The sequence below is a fragment of the Streptomyces sp. DG2A-72 genome, assembly GCF_030499575.1.
Classification (GTDB): Bacteria; Actinomycetota; Actinomycetes; order Streptomycetales; family Streptomycetaceae; genus Streptomyces.
This window is the reverse complement of record NZ_JASTLC010000001.1, coordinates 9,353,893-9,374,214: the sequence shown is the minus strand read 5'-3', so window position 1 is coordinate 9,374,214 and position 20,322 is coordinate 9,353,893. Positions and strand designations below refer to the sequence as shown.

Annotated in this window: 15 protein-coding genes and 1 pseudogene; 8 read left to right on the top strand and 8 right to left on the bottom strand. The window is 70.6% G+C overall.

What is annotated here, in order from left to right; genetic code table 11:
- The first annotated feature begins 101 nt into the window (after positions 1 to 101).
- The 5 genes from QQY66_RS44315 (at position 102) to QQY66_RS44295 (ending at position 8,359) form a co-directional block, all read left to right on the top strand.
- Positions 102 to 4,331, top strand: a complete 4,230-nt coding sequence (locus QQY66_RS44315) for an NEW3 domain-containing protein (RefSeq protein WP_301986120.1) — start codon at positions 102 to 104, stop codon at positions 4,329 to 4,331.
- A 197-nt stretch (positions 4,332 to 4,528) separates the two neighbouring features.
- On the top strand, positions 4,529 to 4,957 hold the full coding sequence (locus QQY66_RS44310; RefSeq protein WP_367667042.1) for a hypothetical protein: 429 nt from the start codon (positions 4,529 to 4,531) through the stop codon (positions 4,955 to 4,957).
- A 140-nt stretch (positions 4,958 to 5,097) separates the two neighbouring features.
- Complete coding sequence (locus QQY66_RS44305; protein WP_301986118.1) at positions 5,098 to 6,468, top strand: extracellular solute-binding protein; 1,371 nt, start codon at positions 5,098 to 5,100, stop codon at positions 6,466 to 6,468.
- Positions 6,469 to 6,470: 2 nt separating this feature from the next.
- Positions 6,471 to 7,478, top strand: coding sequence for a carbohydrate ABC transporter permease (locus QQY66_RS44300; protein ID WP_301986117.1), 1,008 nt, complete (start codon positions 6,471 to 6,473; stop codon positions 7,476 to 7,478).
- The gene (locus QQY66_RS44295; RefSeq protein ID WP_301986116.1) at positions 7,475 to 8,359 is read left to right on the top strand and encodes a carbohydrate ABC transporter permease; all 885 of its coding nucleotides are present in this window, start codon (positions 7,475 to 7,477) and stop codon (positions 8,357 to 8,359) included. The genes QQY66_RS44300 and QQY66_RS44295 overlap by 4 nt, the downstream gene beginning before the upstream one ends.
- Here the strand turns inward: QQY66_RS44295 and QQY66_RS44290 are convergent.
- The gene (locus tag QQY66_RS44290) at positions 8,339 to 10,543 is read right to left on the bottom strand and encodes a glycoside hydrolase family 3 N-terminal domain-containing protein (RefSeq protein ID WP_301986115.1); all 2,205 of its coding nucleotides are present in this window, start codon (positions 10,541 to 10,543) and stop codon (positions 8,339 to 8,341) included. The two genes, QQY66_RS44295 and QQY66_RS44290, sit on opposite strands and share 21 nt — an antisense overlap.
- Positions 10,540 to 11,517: an N-acetylglucosamine kinase gene (locus tag QQY66_RS44285; protein ID WP_301986114.1), complete on the bottom strand. Its 978-nt coding sequence runs from the start codon at positions 11,515 to 11,517 to the stop codon at positions 10,540 to 10,542. Before QQY66_RS44285 ends, QQY66_RS44290 begins: the two co-directional genes overlap by 4 nt.
- Before the next feature lie 63 nt (positions 11,518 to 11,580).
- Between QQY66_RS44285 and QQY66_RS44280 the strand changes: the two genes are divergently transcribed.
- Positions 11,581 to 12,831, top strand: coding sequence for a cellulase family glycosylhydrolase (locus QQY66_RS44280; protein WP_301986113.1), 1,251 nt, complete (start codon positions 11,581 to 11,583; stop codon positions 12,829 to 12,831).
- On the opposite strand, the gene QQY66_RS44275 is transcribed toward QQY66_RS44280, so the two are convergent.
- Genes QQY66_RS44275 through QQY66_RS44265 form a run of 3 tightly spaced genes read right to left on the bottom strand, consistent with a single transcriptional unit; the run spans position 12,821 to position 15,683 of the window.
- Positions 12,821 to 13,885: an endonuclease/exonuclease/phosphatase family protein gene (locus tag QQY66_RS44275; RefSeq protein ID WP_301986112.1), complete on the bottom strand. Its 1,065-nt coding sequence runs from the start codon at positions 13,883 to 13,885 to the stop codon at positions 12,821 to 12,823. The genes QQY66_RS44280 and QQY66_RS44275 overlap by 11 nt on opposite strands.
- A gap of 3 nt (positions 13,886 to 13,888) precedes the next feature.
- On the bottom strand, positions 13,889 to 14,995 hold the full coding sequence (locus tag QQY66_RS44270; protein ID WP_301986111.1) for a HAMP domain-containing sensor histidine kinase: 1,107 nt from the start codon (positions 14,993 to 14,995) through the stop codon (positions 13,889 to 13,891).
- Positions 14,988 to 15,683, bottom strand: coding sequence for a response regulator transcription factor (locus QQY66_RS44265; protein WP_301986110.1), 696 nt, complete (start codon positions 15,681 to 15,683; stop codon positions 14,988 to 14,990). The genes QQY66_RS44270 and QQY66_RS44265 overlap by 8 nt, the downstream gene beginning before the upstream one ends.
- Positions 15,684 to 15,769: 86 nt before the next feature.
- On the opposite strand from QQY66_RS44265, the gene QQY66_RS44260 reads away from it, so the two are divergent.
- Entirely contained in the window at positions 15,770 to 16,507 is a 738-nt protein-coding gene (locus tag QQY66_RS44260) for a M15 family metallopeptidase (RefSeq protein ID WP_301986109.1), read from the top strand.
- On the opposite strand, the gene QQY66_RS44255 is transcribed toward QQY66_RS44260, so the two are convergent.
- A complete protein-coding gene (locus QQY66_RS44255; protein ID WP_301986108.1) occupies positions 16,470 to 17,942 on the bottom strand; it encodes a glycoside hydrolase family 3 protein in 1,473 nt (490 codons plus the stop codon). The genes QQY66_RS44260 and QQY66_RS44255 overlap by 38 nt on opposite strands.
- A gap of 130 nt (positions 17,943 to 18,072) precedes the next feature.
- Between QQY66_RS44255 and QQY66_RS44250 the strand changes: the two genes are divergently transcribed.
- Positions 18,073 to 18,894, top strand: coding sequence for a class I SAM-dependent methyltransferase (locus tag QQY66_RS44250; protein ID WP_301986106.1), 822 nt, complete (start codon positions 18,073 to 18,075; stop codon positions 18,892 to 18,894).
- Here the strand turns inward: QQY66_RS44250 and QQY66_RS44245 are convergent.
- A pseudogene (locus tag QQY66_RS44245) lies at positions 18,887 to 19,090 on the bottom strand (hypothetical protein); the annotation flags it as partial. The gene QQY66_RS44250 and the pseudogene QQY66_RS44245 overlap by 8 nt on opposite strands.
- 133 nt (positions 19,091 to 19,223) lie before the next feature.
- Entirely contained in the window at positions 19,224 to 20,234 is a 1,011-nt protein-coding gene (locus tag QQY66_RS44240; RefSeq protein ID WP_301986105.1) for a LacI family DNA-binding transcriptional regulator, read from the bottom strand.
- Positions 20,235 to 20,322: the final 88 nt, after the last annotated feature.

Here is a 20,322-nt window from a genome sequence, read left to right as displayed (position 1 = left end):
CGGGTTTGCATGGATGAACCACCGAGGAAACGTCAAGGTGGTTGTTTGAATCATCCCCTCGATGCCAGGATGGGGCTCCGCCGAGCACTCGTAGGAGCCCCATGCGCGTCCTCACTGTCGAGTCCACCGACCTGTTCGTCGGTACCCCCGAGCAGCCGCACCAGGTCGTGATCGCCGGGATCGAGCACGTCCCGGGCAGGCCGGTCCGCCTCGCCGTGGCGGGTGCGGAGGTGAGCGGGGTGGCGCTCGCCGCCGTCGGCGAGGACGGCACCGTACGCGTCGAGATACCCGTGACCACCGACGGCCTCGCGCCCGGCGACCGCCGCGAGATCACGGTCACTGCCTCCGACGGGGACCAAGTGGCGCGGCATACCGCCGAGTTCACGGCGACGGAGCCCGGCTGGACCATGTTCATGGTCAGCCACTTCCACTATGACCCCGTCTGGTGGAACACCCAGGGCGCCTACACCGAGACCTGGGACGTCGCCGACGACCCGGCGACGACCGGACTTCCGGCCCGCACCTTCGACTCGCGCGGCCAGTCCGGGATGAGCCTCGTCCGGGCCCACTGCGATCTGGCGCGACGCGATCCGGCGTACACCTTCGTGCTCGCCGAGGTCGACTACCTCAAGCCCTACTGGGACGCCTTCCCCGAAGAGCGCGCCTTTCTGCGGCAGTTGCTGCGCACCGGGCGGATCGAGATCATGGGCGGCACCTACAACGAGCCCAACACCAACCTCACCGGCGCCGAGGCCACCATCCGCAACGCCGTCTACGGCGACGGCTTCCAGCGCGGGATTCTCGGCGCCTCTCCCGAGACGGCGTGGCAGCTCGACGCCTTCGGGCACGATCCGCAGTTCCCTGGGCTGATGGCGGACGCGGGGATCTCCTCCAGCTCCTGGGCGCGCGGGCCGTTCCATCAGTGGGGACCGACCCTCTCCGTGTTCGGCGAGGAACCCCGGGATCCCGGGCGGATGCAGTTCCCGGCGGAGTTCAACTGGATCGCCCCGTCCGGGCGCGGACTTCTCACGGCGTACATGGTCAACCACTACGGCGCCGGCTGGGCGATCGACAACGCGCCCACGCTGCCGGAGGCGGAAGCAGCCGCGTACAAGCTCTTCCAGGGGCTCAAGAAGGTCGCGCTCACGCGCAACGTCCTGCTCCCGGTCGGCGGCGACTACGCCCCGCCGTGCCGCTGGGTCATGGACATCCACCGGGACTGGAACGCCCGTTACGTATGGCCGCGCTTCATCAGCGCCGTGCCCCGCGACTTCTTCGCCGCCGTACGGGACGAACTTGCCGCAGAAGGACGCAAGGCCTCGCCGCAGACCCGGGACATGAACCCCGTCTACACCGGCAAGGACGTCTCCTACATCGACACCAAGCAGGCCCAGCGGTACGGCGAGACGCTCCTCACCGACGCGGAGGCCTGGGCGACACTCGCCTCGCTCGTCACCGGGCACCCCTATCCGGACGCGGCCCTCGACAAGGCGTGGCGGCAGCTGATCTACGGTGCCCATCACGACGCGATCACCGGCTCGGAGTCGGACCAGGTCTACATCGATCTGCTCACCGGCTGGCGGGAGTTGTACGACCTCGCCGAGACGGTGCACGCCGACGCGACCCAGGCGCTCGCCGACGCCGTGACGCCCGCCGAGGGGACGGCGGACCTGGTCGTCTTCAACCCGGCGACCTGGGAGCGGCGGGACGTCCTGACGGTTGCGGATCCCGGACAGGTCCCGCTGGACGACACCGGCCGCCCCCTGCCCGCCGTGCGCGAGGACGGCCAACTGCACGTCGTCGTATCGGAGTTGCCCGGCATGGGCCTCAAGGCACTCCCCCTCGCCGAGGGCACCGTGCCCGAATGGACGAGCGGCGAGGGCAGCACCATCCGCAACGAGTTCTACGAGGTGACGGTCGACCCCGCGCGCGGCGGCGCCGTCAGCAGCCTGCGCGCGCTGACCGAGGGCGGCCGGGAGTTGCTGCGCCCCGGCGACATCGGCAACGAGCTGGTCGTCCAGGAGGAGTACCCGAGGCACCCTCGCTTCGGTGAAGGCCCCTGGCATCTCACCCCGACCGGCACCACCGCCGCCCGCAGCGGGGACGTGCGCGCGGACATCGATGTCGAGCAGTCCGCCGCCGGATCGCGGATCACCGTCAGCGCCGACCTCGGTCTCTTCCGGTACACGCAGCGGCTGTATCTGTGGCAGGGCGTCGACCGGCTGGACGTGTCCACCACCATCGACGGATACGACGGCGCCGACCGGCTCATCCGGGTCCGCTGGCCGTCGAACGTCCAGGGCGGGCTGCCGGTGCACGAGGTGGCGGATGCCGTGATCGGGCGTGGGTTCGGGTTCGTGGAGGTGGACAGCGAGCGGTTCCCGTGGACACTGGACAACCCGGCGAACACCTGGTTCGGCCTGGGGTCCACGGCCCGCGTGGCGCTGAGCGACGACACCGGCAGGTTCCTCGGGCACCGCTCGATCGGAGTCGCCGAACTCGTCCACCCGGACTGGGACGAGGCCGGGGAACTCGGCACCCCGCTCGCGGCGGCCCTGGTACGCGCGGGAGTCACCGCGACCTCGACGATCGCAGGCGGGCCCCGGTACGGGGACCTGGAGGTGGACTCCAACCTGCCCGACATCCGGATCGCCGTCGGCGGCCCCGACCGCAACTCCCTCGTCGCCGAAGCCCTCGGCTGGGATCCTGCCGCCGGACGCGAGCTGCGGCGGCAGCTGGCCGAGCGCGGTGTCGCGGCCGTGTGGGTGGCGCCGCGTGCCGGGCTGCGCGAGGAGTGGGTGCCCGGAGCGGACCTCCGCAACCTCGAACGGCTGCCGCTGCTCGTGGTGGCGGGCGCCCGCCCCGAGGACGACGCCAAGGCGGTCGACGCGCTGATCGCCGACCTGGACGACGCCGTCGTACACGCCACGGCGGCGGGCGGCGGTGAGGCGCTGCCGCCGGGAGACGCCTGGGACGGGCATGGCTTCGCCGTCCTCAACCGGGGCACACCCGGCTGTGTGGTCACCGCCTCCGGCGACCTCTACATGTCCCTGATGCGCTCCTGCACCGGCTGGCCGTCCGGCATCTGGGTCGACCCACCCCGCCGCACCGCCCCCGACGGCTCGGCGTTCCAACTCCAGCGCTGGTCCCACACGTTCGAGTACGCCGTCGTCGCGGGCGAGGGCGACTGGCGCGAACAGGGACTGCCCCGGGCCGGTCATGAGTTCAACCACCCGCTCACCGCACGGCTCCGGCGGTCCTCCGACGAACCCGGGATACCGAGGAAGGCGACCCTGCTCTCCCTCGAACCCGCGGGCGAGGTACTGCTCGACGCCCTCAAGCCGCTCGGCTCCCCACTCGCCCGCGGCAGCGCGGCACCCGCGGACCCGGGCCGCGGAGTCGTCGTACGGATGCACGAGGTCAACGGACGGCCGGTGCACGCGCGCGTGCAGGGACCGCGGGACTGGGCGGAGGGCACGCGGGCGGACGTACTCGAGACGCCGGGCGAACCACTGGCACCGAATGACGACGGCGGTCTCGATCTGGGCCTGACGGGCTTCGAGGTCGCCACGGTCCTGGCCAAGGCCACCACTGTCCACACACCCGGCGGCCCCGCCGTCGCCGCCCACGAGCCCGCCCAGCCGATCCACACCCGCTACTGGCTCCACAACTCCGGCCCCGCCCCCCGCGGCAACATGCCGGTCTCGGTCTTCCTCTCCCCCACCGCACTCACCGCCACCGGCCCGGTCACGGCCACCGTCCGCATCGGCTCGGAACTCACCGACGCGCCCGTGTGGGGCACCGTGACCCTGCACGCACCACCCGGCTGGTCCACCACCCCCGCCGAACTGCCCTACACCCTGGGCCCCGGCGGCTTCACCCTCACCGAGGTCACGGTGACCCCGCCACCCGACGCCGAGCCGGGCCGGCACTGGCTCGCGGCTCGGCTGTCGTACGGCGGGCAGGTGTACGAGGATGTCGTGGCCCTCGATGTGCCAGGCGCCCAGCCGGGTCCAACTCTCCTGCCAGAGCTGGGCGTTGAGCGCATCGCCGTACGCCGCGGTGAGCGCGTCCGAGTCCCGGTCACCGTGCACAACACCACCCGCGGCCCCATCAACGCAACCCTGTGGGCCGTGTCCTCCTGGGGAACCTGGGCCGGAGTCACCCCCGCCTGCCAGGGCTTCACGGTGGCCGCCGGGGAGCACCTGGAGCGCGCGATCGAGGTGGACGGCGGCTCGGTGCCGCCGGGCTCGTACTGGCTGATGGCAAAGCTCGCCTGGCACGGCTGCGTGGCCTACACGAAGGCCGTGGAACTGGAGGTGACGCCGTGACGGAACACGCGGCGCTCGTGCGAGGCGAAGCGATCCCGAGGGAACGTGTGAACGCCCTGTTGGAAGCGCCCCGCAGGGGCGCGGGGAACTGCGCGACCAGCCACAACGAATCCGCACACGAACGACAACGACGCCGCTGGGCAACACAAGTGGTCGTCGCGGACGAACTGGCCCGACGGGCGTGCCAGGAACGGGGTTTGACGACCTCAGACGAGGTGTCACCGGCGCGGATACTCGCCGTCGCCGAAACCGACGTAGCCAACCTCGGCAGCATCGTCGCGGCAACCCTCGCCCACTCCCCCGCCGCACGCACCCTCCTCGCCGAACTGGAGGACGAGCAACACGTCCCGGAGACGGCCGTACAGGACTACTACCACCGCAACCGGGACCGCTTCCTCACGCCGGAGGCCTTGCGGCGCGGCGTCGACCCGTTCAGCGTGACCGCACCGGACGACTTCGTGCCGTACACCCACGCCCGCGACAGCATCACGCACGAGTTGCGCCGCGCCGCAGCGCACCGCGCCTTCTTCGACTGGTTCGACCGCGCCCGCGCCGGCGTGGAGTACGCCGTCGGCCATGAACACCCCGGCGACCCCTCCCATCCGGACCACGAGCACCGGCACTGACCGCCCGACTGATCACCGGCGGAACCTAAAAGCAACATGGCAACCCATTGACCTCCGATGAATTCTGGTCCACATTTTCATCAATCGGAGTCGAAGTTGGTTAATTGAACCAGCAGCTGGCTGGTCGCAGGAGGGCAGCAATGCGCGCTACAAGACTGACCGGATCCGTTGCGGGGCTCGTCGCCCTGGTCCTGACCGCCGCCGGCTGCGGCCTGTCGGGCGGCTCCGACGGAGGGGACGCCACGGCGGGCGGCTGCAAGGTCGACAAGGGAAACGTCGGGCCGGGAAAGCTCTCCGGCGAGATCGACGGTGACATCACCTTCCAGACCACCAATCTGAAGAAGGACTTCGGGGGCTTCTTCAACGGCGTCATCAAGGCGTTCGAGAAGGCCCACCCCGGCACCAAGGTCAAGTGGATCGACGACCCCGGCGACGCGACGTTCAGCCAGCGCACCGTCGCCGACGCCCAGGCCTGCACCCTGCCGGACGTGATCAACGTCGACTCCCCCACGGCGACCGCCCTCACCAAGGCCGGCTATCTGCTGAACCTGGGTGTCAAGGACCCGGACGCGGCCAAGCCGTTCGTCCCGGCGTTCTGGAAGTCCAGCGCCATGAAGGACTCCTCGGGCACCTCGGTGCACAGCGTGCTGCCCTGGTACACCGGCGGCGTCGTGCTGACGTACAACACCGATCTGCTGAAGAAGGCCGGGATCGACCCGGCGAAGCCGCCGACAACCATCTTCGGGCTCTTCGCCGACTACGAGAAGATCGCCAAGGCGGCCGACGGCGAGTACTACGCGACGATGGCCAACCCGGTGTGGCGGATCCCCGCCGACTGGGACCAGATGAACATCAAGACGCTGTCCGCAGACGGCAAGTCCGCCGTCTTCGCCGACGATCCGCGCACCGTCCAGTGGGTCGAATGGATGGCGAAGCTGTACAAGGAGGGCGCGATGCCGAAGGACTCGCTGTCCTCCAGCAACGATCCCTCCACGCTCTACAGCCAGGGCAAGGTCGCCTACGGCTCGACGAACCCGAGCTTTGTGCGGTTCGTGAAGCAGAACAGCCCGTCGATCTACACGAAGACCGGCGTCGGCCAGCAGCCCTTCGACGCGCTCGGTCACACCACGGGTGCCCCGCAGTACATAGCGACCGCCGCGACCAGCAAGAACGCCCCCACGGCGCTGGCGTTCGCGAAGTTCCTCACCAACACCGAGAACCAGACGGCCTGGTGCAAGGACCCGAGCGTGGTGATCTTCCCGACGACCACGGCCTCCCTGGACGACCCGTTCTTCCAGAAGGTCAGCGGTAACGACCCGTTCTCCGAGGCCCGCAAGCTGGTCGCCGAGCAGCTCAAGACGGCCACCGCCTACCAGACCAACATCTCCACGGCCGTGCAGAACGCCATCGTGGGCCAGGTGCAGCTGGCCATGCAGGGCAAGAAGAGCGCCGAACAGGCCGTGAAGGACGCCCAGGAGAAGGCCAACCAGCTGCTGAAGCAGGCAGGCTGACGGTGACGGCTCAGATCACGAAGCCGGTGTCCGCGCCCGGTGCGGAGCACACGGACTCCGCACCGGGCGCGAAACCCTCCCGACTCCGGGCCCTGTTGCCGGGACCGGCTGCCGACGCCAACGGGGCAGCGATGTACCGCCGTTGGTGGCTCCCCTGGCTGTGGACCGCTCCCGCGCTCGCCTGCGCGGTGATCTTCGGGGTGTTCCCGTTCCTCAACACCCTGCTGCTGTCGTTCACCGACGCCAAGCCGCTCGGCGGCGCCTCGGGCTTCGTCGGGCTGGACAACTACACGCGCATGCTGGACGACTCCGACTTCTGGCTGGCGACCCGCAACAGCGTCCTGTACGCGCTGATCGTCGTACCGCTGATGGTGCTGCTGCCGCTGATGCTGGCCGTCCTGGTGGAGAAGAACCTGCCGGGTATCGGCTTCTTCCGCTCCGCCTTCTACACCCCCGTCCTCGCCTCCAGCGTGGTCGTGGGCCTGAGCTGGCAGTGGCTGCTCGCCGACGACGGTCTGGTCAACACCTGGCTGGAGAAGGCCCATCTGATCAGGGACGCCATCCCGTTCCTGTCCGATCCGTGGCTGATCCTGCTGTCCGCGATGGGCCTGACGCTGTGGAAGGGGCTCGGCTGGTACATGATCTTCTACCTGGCCGCCCTCGGGAACGTGCCCAAGGAACTGCACGAGGCGGCGGCCATGGACGGCGCCGGCGCGATCCGCCGCTTCTGGCACATCACCATGCCGGGCGTCCGGCACGCCATGATGCTCGTCGGCACGCTCACCGGCATCGGCTCCCTGAGGGTGTTCACCGAGATCTACATGCTCGGCAGCTCCACCGGCGGCCCCGGCGGCGCCGACCGCACCCTGCCCTTCTACATCCGGGACGTCGGCCTGGACCCGATCACCGGCAACGCCGGTTACGGCTCGGCCGTCAGCGTGGCCCTGTTCCTGCTGACGCTGGGGCTGACCCTGCTGGCGCAGCGCCTGACGAAGGAGGACAAGGCATGACCACGGCCGCTGTTCCGGCCAAGCGCCGCCGTCTGATGCCCCGTTGGCGGGACTACGGCCGCCCCCGGGAACTGGTCGTCCGCTACCTGCTGTTGTTCCTCGTCCTCGGCCTCACCGTAGGACCGCTCCTCTGGCAGCTCCTGGCCTCCCTGAAGAGCACCGGCGAGGACGTCTTCGGCGCGAACGCCACCCTGCTGCCGCACGACCCGACCCTGCGGGCCTACCGGACGATCTTCGAGCAGGTGCCGGTCGCCACGTACATCCGCAACAGCATGATCGTGGTCGTCCTGTCGGTCACCAGCCAGCTCGTCTTCTCCACCACGGCCGGCTACATGCTTTCCAAGCCCGGCTGGAAGGGGCGCAAAGCGGTCTGGGTCGTGCTGGTCGCCTCGATGATGTTCCCCTTCGAGTCGATCATGGTGTCCCTGTTCCTGAGCATCCGCGACCTCGGGCTCGTCGACAGCCTGGCGGGCGTGTGGCTGCCCGGCTTCGTCGGCGCGATCAACGTCCTGCTGATGCGCGCCGCGTTCCTGGCGGTGCCGCGCGAGATCGAGGACTCGGCCATGCTCGACGGCGCGAACGAGTGGCAGCGCTTCCGGTATCTGTATCTGCCGTCAGCGTGGGGCGCGATCCTGGTGGTGGTCATCAACACCTTCATCAGCGCCTGGGACGACTTCCTCTGGCCGCTGATCGTGCTGCGCTCGGAGAGCAACATGACGCTGACGCTGGGTCTGTCGCGGCTGCAGAGTTCGTCGTTCGGCTACGACCAGCGGATGGTCATGGCCGGGTCGGTGATCTCCGTCATCCCGGTGCTCGTCCTGTTCGTCATCACCCAACGGTGGTTCTACAAGGGCGTGTCGTCAGGGGCAGTGAAGCTGTAGGGGTACGGCCTTCAGCGCGGCCCGCGACGACTCGGCGACGCGGATCTCGACCACACCGGTCAGGTCGGCACCGAGGTCCAGGGTGACCGTACGCCGCTCGCCCGGCGCGAGGCCCGCACCCTCGAACGCGCACAGTTCGAGGGTGCGCGGCCAGACGGACGTGATCAGGCGTCTGAGATAGACCTGCACGACCGTACGCCCGTACCGGTCCCCGGTGTTGGTGACATCGACCTCGACCGTGCGCCCCGACAGGCGTGGTGCTCCGTACTCGAAGGTCGTGTACGACAGCCCGTGCCCGAAGGAGTAGAGCGGCTCGGCGCTTTCGTCGACGTAGCCGCCGTACTCGGTGTCCTTGTGGTTGTAGTAGACGGGGAGTTGGGTCGCCGAGCGCGGGACGGAGACGGGGAGCCGGCCGCTCGGCTCGGCCAGCCCGAGCAGCACCTCGGCGATCGCATCACCGCCCCACGGGCCCGGATACCAGGCGGTGAGCAGGGCTGCCGCATGTCCGGCCTCGGGTACGGCGTGCGGGCGGCCCTGGATCAGGACGACCACCGTGGGTGTGCCGGTCGCGACGACGGCGTCCAGGAGCGCGTGTTGCGCGGCGCCGAGCCGTAGTCCGGCGAGGTCCGCGCCTTCGCCGCAGGTCATCTCGGATACGGCCGTGACGGCGGCGCCGTTGGCGGCGAACTCGGTGTCGGGGGTGCGGGCGCTGCTGCCGCCCAGCACCAGCACGGCCAGGTCGGACGCGGCCGCGGCGGCGACCGCCTCGGGGATGCCGGACAGGTCGTCGCCGGTCAGGGCACAGCCGCGGGCGTGGCGGAGGTCGACGCCGGGCCGGGCGAGTCGGCGTAGGCCGTCGAGCACGCTGGTTCCCGTGCCGGGGCGCTGCGGGGCTGTGTAGTCGCCGAGTTGGTGGGCGTTGGTGGCGGCGTGCGGGCCCAGGACGGCGATACGGGAGACCGTGGGGCGTATGGGCAGTACGCCGGCGTCGTTGTGGAGGAGGGTGACGGCGGAGCGGGCGAGGGCGGTGCTCAGCTCGCGGCCATCTGGTGGCTCCAACTGGCTTGAACCGTAGGGCTGTTCAAAGAGGCCGAGCCGGAACTTCAGGCGCAGGACGCGCGCCACGGCGGCGTCCAGGGCCGCCACGGTCACCAGCCCCCGTTCGACCGCCTGCTCCAGGTGCGTGAAGCCCTCGTCCCACAGACTCAGGTCGACCCCGGCGTTGAGGGCGAGGGCCCCCGCGGACACCTTGTCGCCGGTGATCCGGGCCAGCCGGTCCACGGCCAGCCCGTCCGCCATGACCAGGCCCTCGAAGCCCCAGCGCTCACGCAGGAGTTCCTGGAGCAGGGCGCGATTGCCTGCGCAGGGCAGGCCGTCGACCTCGTTGTACGCGGCCATGACGGCGGCGGCTCCGGCACGGACTCCGGCACGGGCGGCGGGGAGGTGGATCTCGTGGAGTTCGCGCGGCCCCAGCTCGGACTCGGCCGAGTTGCGTCCGCCGACGGTGGCGCCCTGTCCGGCGAAGTGCTTGAGGACGACGGGGGCCTTGTCGGCGGCGAAGAGTTCTCCTTGGCCCTGCATGCCGCGGACGAGTGCCTCGGTGAGACGGGCGGCGAGGTAGGGGTCCTCGCCGTAGCACTCCTCGGTGCGGCCCCAGCGCGGGTCGCGGGCTATGTCCAGCGCGGAGACGAGGGCGACATGGCCGCCGCGGGCGCGCAGTTCGGCGGCGGCATGGGCGGCGGCGCGCTCGTACAGTCCGGGGTCCCAGGTGGCGCCGACGGCCAGGTTGACCGGGAAGACCGTGCCGTCCAGGGCCATGTGGCCGTGCGGCACCTCCTCGACGAAGAGGGCGGGGATCCTGAGGCGGCTGGCCTGGAGGACGTGACATTGCACCAGATCGGCGAGTTCCGCACTGTCGGCCGCACCGGCTCCGGTCGTGTGATCGACGCCGGACCAGGCATCGGCGCGCAGCAACCCGTAGAGAGCGCCGAGTCCGCCGAAACGCTCGGTCTCGGCACGCAGGGCGTCGGTGAGTTCGAAGGCGCCGTCGGAGGTGCGGCGGTAGGCGTCCCAGCCGTACATGCGCTGGTTGAGCTGACCGACCTTCTCCCGCAGGGTCATACGGGCGAGCAGATCGCGGACGCGGGCGTCGACGGAGGCGGCCGGGTCCCGGTACGTCGTCACCGTCCGAGCCCCAGTCGGGCCAGGGCGACGGCTCCGGGACACCCGTCGGCGACCTGGTCGATCGTGAACTCGGGCAGCCGGTCGCTGAGGGGGGTCAGCAGCGGGTCGATCAGCCCTCCGGTGACGACGATCCTCTCCCCCGGGTGCGGGTCCAACGCGCGGAGGGTGTCGGTCAGTCGGTCGGCCGCTTCCTGGAGGATCGCCTCCGCGACGGCGTCCTTGTCGCCGGCCGCCTCCACCACCAGGGGTGCGAGACGGGCGAGCTGGACCGGCGGGCCGGCCATCACGGCGGGGAGCACATGCATGCGGTAGACCTCGCGCTGCTCGCGGGTCCACTCCTGATCGCCGTACGGCAGCACCTCGGCCGGCAGGCCCAGCTCCCGTACGACCGAGGCGGCCAGCAGGGTCGGCCCGCCGCGTCCGTCGGCCATGCGCAGGGCGGCCCGGACGGCGCTGCGGCCGATCCAGAAGCCGCTGCCGTCGTCGCCGAGCAGCCAGCCGTCGCCGCCCGCGGTCGCGGTGCAGCGGCGTCGGGTGATCCGGGCGGCGACCGCGCCGGTGCCGGCGACCAGGGCGAGGCCGTCGGCGGGGAAGCCCGGCGCGGAGGCGAACGCCGCCTCGATGTCGCTGTAGATCTCGACCGACACGGCGTGGATGCCCAGCCGCCCGAGCGCGGCGGAGAGGGCGGACTGCGCCCTGAGCCGCCCGGGCTCGTCGGCGGCGGTCCGCGAGGCGCCTGCGAAGCCGCCCGCGACGGCCCCGACCCGGTCACGCAGCGGCTCCGGCACGGCCTGGGCGACGGCCTCGGCCAGGTGGTCGGTGAGTTCCGGCACCGGGACGGTCAGGGCGTTGCCCGGTCCGCCGGTGCCCTCGCCGTGCGGCAGGCTGTCGTGGGCGGAGGCCAGGACGGCACGGGTCCGGGTGCCGCCGACGTCCAGGCCGACCACGAGATCCTGGTTCAAATTATTGTTCATCGGCAACCATGGTGGTTGATACATTCGCCGGAGACAAGGCCCGACGCCGTCCGAGGAGGACCCATGAGCGCATCCACGCCCCGCTTCGGCGTCAACTACACGCCCCGCCGCGGCTGGTTCCACTCCTGGCACGACTTCGACCCGGAGCACGCCCGCGAGGACCTCGCGCAGATAGCCGCGCTGGGCCTCGACCACATCCGCGTCTTCCACCTCTGGCCCCTGCTCCAGCCCAACCGCACCCTCATCCGCACCACCGCCGTGGACCAGCTGGTGCACCTCGTCGACCTCGCGGCCGAGGCCGGGCTCGAAGTCCTCGTGGACGGCGTCCAGGGCCATCTGTCCAGCTTCGACTTCTATCCGGAGTGGACCCGCAGCTGGCATCACCGCAACGTGTTCACCGACCCCGAAGCCATCGAGGCCCAGGCTCAGCTCCTGCGCACCCTGGGCCGAGCCCTGGCCGACCGCCCCAACCTCCTGGGCCTCCAACTCGGCAACGAGCTCAACAACTTGGTCGAACACAACCCGGTGACGGCCGCCGAGGTGGACCACTACCTCGACACGCTCCTGACCGCCGCCAGGGAGGGCCTGCCAGCCGCGGACCATCTGGTCACCCACTCGGCCTACGACGCCGCCTGGTACGGCGACGACCACCCCTTCACCCCCGAGGCCTCCGCCCGCAAGGGCGACCTCACCACCGTCCACCCCTGGGTCTTCTCCGGCGACTGCGCCCGCCGCTACGGCCCCCGCTCCCCCCAGGTCCTGCACCTCGCCGAGTACGGCACGGAACTCGCCAAGGCCTACGCCGCCGACCCCGCGAGGCCGGTCTGGGTCCAGGAGACAGGCGCCCCCGAGCCCCATATCCCCGCAGCCGACGCCCCGGACTTCGCCCGCGCAACCCTGCGGAACGCCGCCGACTGCACGGACCTGTGGGGCGTGACCTGGTGGTCCTCCCACGACGTGGACCGCGCCCTGGCCGACTACCCCGAACTCGAATACACCCTGGGCCTGTTCGACGCGACGGGCCGGGCGAAGCCGATCGCGAAGGCACTCGCGGACACGGTCGCCGAACTCCGTACCGCCCCGCGTTCAGCACCGACACGCGAAACGGCCCTGGTGCTGGAGTGCACTGCGGCAACACGCTCTGTTTCCGGTCCGGGAGGCGCGTACTTCGAGGCGTGGATGCACATGCGCGGGGAGGGCGTACGTCCGGCGGTCGTGCTGGCGGAACGGGCGGAGGACGGCGACTACTTGACGGCGCGAGGAATCAAGGAGACCGTACGGCCCTATCCCTTCCCAGCGGTGTTCACCAGCTGATTCCGGCCGCCACCGGCAGGTGGTCGCTCCCGGTGGCCGGCAGCACCCACGAGCTCTGCGGCTCCACGCCACGGACGAGGATCTGGTCGATCCGCGCCACCGGGAAGGACGCCGGCCAGCTGAAGCCGAAGCCGTCCCCGGCCTCGTCCTGGACCGAGAGCAGCTGCGAGGTGATGCCGTCGAGCGCACGGTCGTCCATGGTGCCGTTGAGGTCGCCGAGCAGTACCACCCGCTCGTTCCGCTCGGTGGCGAGGGCCTCGGCGAGCGCCTGCGCGTTTGTGTCCCGGCTCTCCGTCCAAAAGCCCGTCCTGGGAGTTACCCGTACGGAGCCCAGGTGGGCCACGTACACCGCCAGCGGCCCCTGGTCCGTGGCCACCGTGGTGCGCAGCGCCCGGTTGTAGGCCAGCTTGACCTCGGCCGGCTTGGTGTCCCCCAGCGGCCCGACGTCCTGCTCGATGTCGACCGGCCGGGTGTCCGACAGCGGCAGCTTGCTCCACAGCCCGACCGTGCCCAGCACCACGTGGTAGGGGTACGTCTTCGCCAGTTCCTTCTCGTACAGCGGCTTCGCCTGTGCGGTGATCTCCTCAAGGGCCAGCACGTCCGCACCGGAGGCGGCCAGGTCGCGCGCGGTGCCGGCCGGGTCGGGGTTGTCGGCGCCGACGTTGTGGCCGGCCACGGTGAGGTCACTGCCCGCGTGTGACTTGTCGCCGAGCAGCCCGCCGAAGAGGTTCAGCCACACCGTGACCGGCAGCAGCAGCGCGACGACCGCGGAGGCGGAGCGGCGCCACAGCGCGCCGGCCAGCAGCACCGGGATGAACAGGCCGAACCATGGCAGGAACGTCTCCACCAGGCTGCCGAGGCCCCCGATCCCGTTCGGGATCTTCGCGTGCAGCAGCATGAACAGGCCGAGCAGCAGCGCCGGCGCCACGAGCACCGGGCCACGCTTCCACGGCGCCGGCCGGAAGACGAGGCGGATCGCGTTCAGGGTCTCGGCCCGCCCCTCGGCTTCGTCCTGCTGCCGCGCACTCGCAAGGTCCTGCACTGTTTCACTCACTGATCAGATGTCCTCGTTGCCAGCTGTATGGGGTGGTGGGGCGGGCAGTTGAACGGCGATACGGAGTCCGCCCTCGGGGCGCGGGGTGAGGGTGAGTGTTCCGTCGTGGGCGTGGGCGATGGTCTTGACGATCGCCAGGCCGAGGCCGACACCCTCGTGGTCCGTGTGAACGCGCTCGGTGCCGCGCTGGAACGGTTCGGTGAGTGTGGAGACCAGCTGGGGGGTGAGCTTCTCGCCGGTGTTCTCGACGGTGAGCACCACGGTCCGCGGGCGGACGCCGGTAGTCACCCACACCGTGCCCTGAACCGGCAGGTTGTGGACGATCGCGTTGTGCACGAGGTTCGTGGTCAGCTGCAGCAGGAGCGCTTGGGATCCGACGGTGGGGGTGATGTCACCGGAGGTCTCGATGGTGACGCCGTGCTTTTCCGCGAGAGGGAGGAGCGTTTCAGTGGCTTCTTCCGCGAGGAGGGACAAGTCGACCGGTTCGCGGGTGAAGGACCGCTGGTCGGCGCGGCTGAGCAGGAGCAGTGCCTCGGTGAGGTCGATCGCCCGGTTGTTGACGGCGTCGAGGCGGGCGATGACCTCGCCGGTGTCGTGGTTCGGGTCGGTGCGGGCCACCTCGATCAGGGTCTTCGAGATCGCCAGCGGGGTGCGCAGTTCGTGGGAGGCGTTGGCGGCGAATCTCCGCTGTTCCGCGACCTGGGCTTCGAGCCGCGCGAGCATCGCGTCGAAGGCGTCGGCGAGTTCGCGGAACTCGTCTCTGCGGCCCGGCAGCCGGATCCGGTGGGAGAGCGATCCGCTCGTAGCCAGGCGGGTGGCGTCGGTGACGCGGGTAAGCGGGGCGAGCATCCGGCCGGCGAGGAACCAGCCTCCCAGGAGGCCGAATACCAGGAGGAACGTCATTACTGCGGCTGCCGTTGGGGCGAAACCGCGCACGAATTCGGTGCCCGGAGTTGCTCTCCATGCCCCCTCTGGGGTGGTTCGCAACCACCCCTGTTGCAGGAGAAACACTCCAATGGCGGCGAGCAGCAAGCCGCCTGCAACCATGAGGAATCCGGCGTAGCTGAGGGTGAGTTTGACGCGAACGCTCAAACCAGGCTGCCTATCCACGGTCTCGTCCCTCGCGTCCGGTGCCGGGTGCTGCGTCGATGCGGTAGCCGACGCCGGGCACAGTGGCGATGACCCAGGGTTCGCCGAGTCGTTTGCGCAGTGCCGAGACGGTGATGCGCACGGCGTTGGTAAACGGGTCGGCGTTCTCGTCCCACGCCCGCTCCAGCAGATCTTCGGCGCTGACGACACCGCCTTCGGCGCCGACGAGGACTTCGAGCACCGCGAACTGCTTCCTGGTCAGCGCGACATAGCGGCCGTCACGGTGGACCTCCCGGCGGAACGGATCAAGGCGCAGACCCGCGATCTCCCGCACCGGCGGCCTCGTGTGCGCACGCCTGCGGTCGAGCGCTCTGAGTCTGAGCACGAGTTCCCGCAGGTCGAACGGTTTGGTGAGGTAGTCGTCGGCGCCGAGCTCGAACCCGGTGGCCTTGTCGTCCAGACGGTCGGCGGCGGTGAGCATGAGGATCGGCATGCCGCTGCCGGAGTCGACGATGCTCTTGGCGATCTCGTCACCGCTGGGTCCGGGGATGTCGCGGTCGAGGACGGCGATGTCGTATGCGTTGATGCTCAGCAGTTCCAGAGCGGTGTCGCCGTCACCTGCGATGTCCGCCGCGATCGCTTCCAGGCGCAGGCCATCACGGATGGCCTCTGCCAGATAGGGCTCGTCCTCGACGATCAACACACGCATACTCCAAGGCTACGAGTCGGCACATATCGTCGCCGTATCGAAAACCGCATACGGGCCGGCAACACCGCGCTGCCTTGACTGCGGGCATGACATACAGCGCATCAGCACGAAAAGCAGCCCGCCGTACGCGATCGGCCGTCCTCGCTGCCTTTGTGGCCATCAGCGCGACGCTTGTCGACGTCCTCATCTGGCAGTCGCTGGCGTCCTCGGTCTCCTCGCCGGCTTCCTTGCCCTCCTCGCCGGCGTTCCCGCCCTCCTCAGCGGCATCACCCACCGACGCTCCTCAGGGCGACCGCAAGCGTGCAGACCACAAGGGTGTGCTCGGCGAGGCTGACGGCGCTCTCCCTGACGGCGTGACCGTGTTCGACGACGGGTATCCGGGCGTCACCAAGCTCGACCCCGAGCTGCTCCAGGCCGTGCGCGAGGCGGCGACGGATGCCGCCGGCGACGGCGTCAAGTTCTACGTCAACAGCGGCTGGCGTTCCGCGGAGCTGCAGAATCAGCTTCTTCGTGAGGCGGTCGCGAAGTACGGCTCGGAGGAAGAAGCCGCTCGATGGGTGGCCACAGCGGACACGTCACCTCACGTGTCGGGGGACGCGATCGACATAGGGCAGGACAATGCCACGACGTGGCTGTCCGAGCACGGCGCCGAGTACGGCCTGTGCCAGATCTACGCCAACGAGCCCTGGCACTACGAACTGCGCCCCGAAGCCGTCGATGACGGTTGCCCCGCCATGTATGCCGATCCCACGCACGACCCGAGGATGCAGCAATGGCGGGCCATGCCTATGCGCTCAGCACCTCTGCCACGGCCCGCAGATTGACCCGCCCGCGCCCGAACGAACACAACGCACCCCCCTCCGGCAGCCCGGTATCCACCCGCACCGCGTCCGACCGCCGCCCCACCACCGCATCCCGCATCCGCTCCTGCCAGGGATACAGCCCGGCATCACACGTGGCGACGACCAACGGCGACTCACCGGCCATCCGCGAGATCTCGTCCACCAGCGCACCGGAATCCGCCGGCTCCCCCGTGACCGCCACCCCCGAAGCCGTACCGTCGACCTCCCGCACCTCGCTCAACAGATCCTCCCCACCCCAGTTGAGCGCCGGATGCGGCGGCGGAAACAGATCGACGACGAACGCTCCACGCAACCGCATCGGCTCGCTCTGCCCCCGCACCGCCCGCCGTGCGGCCTCCAGCCCCACCCCCGCGTCCCACCCGGAAACCACCGCGGCCTCAGTCGCGTACCGCCGAGCGAGCCCTTGCACCCGCCCCGCGGCCTCCCGCACCCGCCCTTCCGACAGCTCACCGGTCCGCAACGCATCGAACACCGCGTCCCGGCAGGCCAGCGTCACCCCCAAGTCCGGTACAGCCACGATGACTTGATCCGCCCCGGCGTCCAGAGCGAGCCGCGCCCCCGCAGCCTCGCCGTACCGGTCGGCGATCGCCTTCATCTCCAGCGCGTCGCTCACCAGCACGCCCTCGAAGCCGAGTTCGTCCCGGAGCAGCCCGCTGAGAATGCGCGGGCTGAGCGTGGCGGGCCGGTCGGGATCCAGCGCAGGAAAGACGACGTGCGCGCTCATCAGCATCGGCACGCCCGCGGCGATCGCGGCCCGGAAGGGCGCGAGGTCGAGTTCGTCGTACGGCCGCGGATCGACGGCCGTCTCGTGGTGGCTGTCGGTGACCGTGCCGCCGTGCCCCGGGAAGTGCTTGGCGCACGAGGCGATCCCGCGCGCCTCGGTCGCGGCGATCCAGGCGCTCAGGTGGCGGGAGGCCACATCGGGGTCGGCGCCGAAGGAACGTGTCCGCACGATCGGGTTGAGGGGCTGGTGCTGCAGGTCGGCGACGGGAGCGTACGAGGCCGTGATGCCCAGCGAGGCGAGGTGTCCGGCGAGGGCGTCGGCGCAGCGGGCGGTCAGCTCGGGGTCGTCGACGACGCCGAGGGCGTAGGAGCCGGGCACCTCCGGGGCACCTGCACGCACCAGGTGTCCGATGCCGCCGCCCTCGTTGTCGATGGCCACCAGCAGGTCGGGACGCAACGCCCGTAGCGTGTCGGTGAGTTCGCGGACCTGCGCCGCGTCCCGCACATTGCGGGTGAACAGGATGACCCCGCCAAGTCCACGGTCGATGAGCCGCTTGAGCGTGTCGGGGACGGACGTGGTGCCGTCGAAGCCCGCGACGAGGCAGCGGTGGACCGCGTCGTCCAGGTCGGAGGGCAGAGCCGGACTCAGGGGCGTGCGCTCGGTGTGGGTCACCCCTGGAATCCTCTGGATCGCTCAGCCAAAAGTCAACCAATTCATGGATGACTCATTCAGCTCGGAGCCTTGTCGTGCTGGCGACCGGGATTCCCGGGACGGTGGCCCCATGGAGCGGGATGGTGGCCCCATGGAGAACGAACGGCGGTTCGACGTGTGGGCGGCGGGGCCCGCCTATGACCGGTTCATGGGCCGCTGGAGCCGACGGGTGGCGGAGGAGTTCGTCGCGGGGCTCGACTGCGCGGACGCTCTGCGCTGGCTCGACGTGGGCTGCGGTACGGGCGCGCTGTCGGCGGTCGCGACCGCCCGGCACCGCCCTCGCCTGCTGGTGGCGTGCAACCGGTCGGAGGAGTTCGTGCGCTCGGCCCGCGCGACGGTTCCGGGTCCGGTGCACTTCGTCGTGGCGGACGCGATGTCGCTTCCGGTGCGCGGTGCGGCGTACGACGTGGTGGTCAGCGGTCTCACGCTGAACTTCCTTCCGTCGCCCGCGGGGGCGCTCGCCGAGATGGTGCGGGCGCTGCGGCCCGGCGGTCTGGCCGCGGCCTACGTGTGGGACTACGGCGAAGGCATGCAGTTCCTGCGCCGGTTCTGGGACACGGCCGTCGCGCTGGACCCGGCAGCGGCGATGCTCGACGAGGGCCGCCGATTCCCCGTCTGCCGGCCCGAACCGCTCCGCACGCTGTGGACGGGCGCGGGCCTCGTGGAGGTATCCGTCGCGCCCGTCGAAGTGCCAACTGTCTTCGCCGACTTCACCGACCTGTGGCAGCCGTTCCTCGCCGGCCAGGGCCCTGCCCCGGGCTATGTGGCCGCCGTCACCCCGGCCGACCGTGACCGCCTGCGGGACGGTTTCCGGGCCGCCGTCCCCAACTCGGCGGACGGCTCCATCCGGCTCACTGGCCGCGCGTGGGCGGTGTACGGCCGTAAGACCGAAGGACGGGACTGCCCTACTTGATGAACGCATTCGCCACGACTACGACCAGCCCGAGCGTCGCGTCCATCGCGCCGATCAGCAGCGGCAGTACGGCCGCGACCAGGGGCCACTCGTCGAGGAGGGTGCGCAGCACCGAGCGCAGGGCGGCCCAGCCGCGGTGCGGTCCGCGCTCGGCGATGATGTGCGCTCAGCCGTGCGCGAGGGCGGAGGCGAGCGCGGGGGCAGTTCGGGCAGGAACGCCCGTCTGGCCACTACGGGTGCTCCCCCTCACGGGCCGTACAGAGTGTCCCGTAAACGATCACCCGGCACCTGCGTCCCCGTCACCCGGTGCACGAGACGCTGCGCAAGGCCTACGCCGTCAACCTGTGCGGCGGTCCCGTCGTCCCCCGGATCTCCAGCGTCGGCACGGCGAGGTGGACGTCCCCCTGCCCCCCGCGTCCCTCGAACCGGTCGAGCAGGCGTCGGGCCGCCCGGCGGCCGACCTCATGCCCGGCGCTGTCCACCGTGGTGAGCCAGACGTGGCGCAGCCGGGAGATGCTGGTGTTGTCGTAGCCGACGACGGACACATCGCGCGGGACCCGCAGGCCCAGCTCGTCGGCGGCCGACAGGGCACCGGCGGACGCGATGTCGTTGACGGCGAAGACGGCGGTGGGCCGGTCGGGGCGGCTCAGCAGCCGGACGGTGGTCCGGTAGCCGCCCTCCTCGGTCATGTCGCTGGGCTCGACCACGGCACCGTCCACGAGACCGTGCGCCCGCATCGTCTCCTCGAAGCTGCGCCGCCGCAGTTCGCCGACCGCGCCGAAGCCCGCGATGTGCGCGATCCGCCGGTGGCCGAGCCCGATGAGGTGCCCGGTGACCAGCCGCGCGCCCTTCTCGTCGTCGCCCGCGACCACGTCGACGCCGGCCGGCACCGCCTCGCGCGCGCCCGCGACGACGACCGGGATCCGCTCGGCGACCGCCCCGAGTGCCGCCGGGTCGGGCAGCGTGCCGACCACGACCAGGCCGTCGACCTGGAGGTCCAGGAAGGGACGGGCGAGGTCCTGGCCTATGCGGCGGTTGAGGCGGGCGTCGGCCAGCAGCATGTGCAGGCCGTTGTCGTGCAGCAGGGAGTTGAGGCCGTCCAGCAGGTCTACGAACCACGGGTTGCGCAGGTCGTTGAGGAGGACGCCGACCGTGCGGGAGCGCTGCTCGCTGAGGCTGCGCGCGGCGGCGTTGGGGCGGTAGCCGAGCTCGCGCACCGCCCGCAGCACGGCGTCCCGCTTCTCCGGCCGTACCTGCGCGGAGCCGCGCAGCACCAGGGAGACCAGCGACTTGGAGACACCGGCGCGTTCGGCCACGTCTCGGATGGTCGGCGCTCTCATGAAGTGGACCGTTCCACGAGGTGGACGTCTTGTCAAAGCCCTTGACACCATGCGGAAACCCCGCTCAGGGTGGCCTGGACAGGGAATG

Bases quoted from the DNA above. Each gene is read 5' to 3' on its own strand.
- QQY66_RS44265 (WP_301986110.1), bottom strand. From the start codon at position 15,683: ATGCGTGTGTTGATCGTCGAGGACGAGCCCTATCTGGCAGAGGCCATC.
- QQY66_RS44260 (WP_301986109.1), top strand. From the start codon at position 15,770: ATGACATACAGCGCATCAGCACGAAAAGCAGCCCGCCGTACGCGATCG.
- QQY66_RS44315 (WP_301986120.1), top strand. From the start codon at position 102: ATGCGCGTCCTCACTGTCGAGTCCACCGACCTGTTCGTCGGTACCCCC.
- QQY66_RS44240 (WP_301986105.1), bottom strand. From the start codon at position 20,234: ATGAGAGCGCCGACCATCCGAGACGTGGCCGAACGCGCCGGTGTCTCC.
- QQY66_RS44250 (WP_301986106.1), top strand. From the start codon at position 18,073: ATGGAGAACGAACGGCGGTTCGACGTGTGGGCGGCGGGGCCCGCCTAT.
- QQY66_RS44280 (WP_301986113.1), top strand. From the start codon at position 11,581: ATGAGCGCATCCACGCCCCGCTTCGGCGTCAACTACACGCCCCGCCGC.
- QQY66_RS44285 (WP_301986114.1), bottom strand. From the start codon at position 11,517: ATGAACAATAATTTGAACCAGGATCTCGTGGTCGGCCTGGACGTCGGC.
- QQY66_RS44295 (WP_301986116.1), top strand. From the start codon at position 7,475: ATGACCACGGCCGCTGTTCCGGCCAAGCGCCGCCGTCTGATGCCCCGT.
- QQY66_RS44305 (WP_301986118.1), top strand. From the start codon at position 5,098: ATGCGCGCTACAAGACTGACCGGATCCGTTGCGGGGCTCGTCGCCCTG.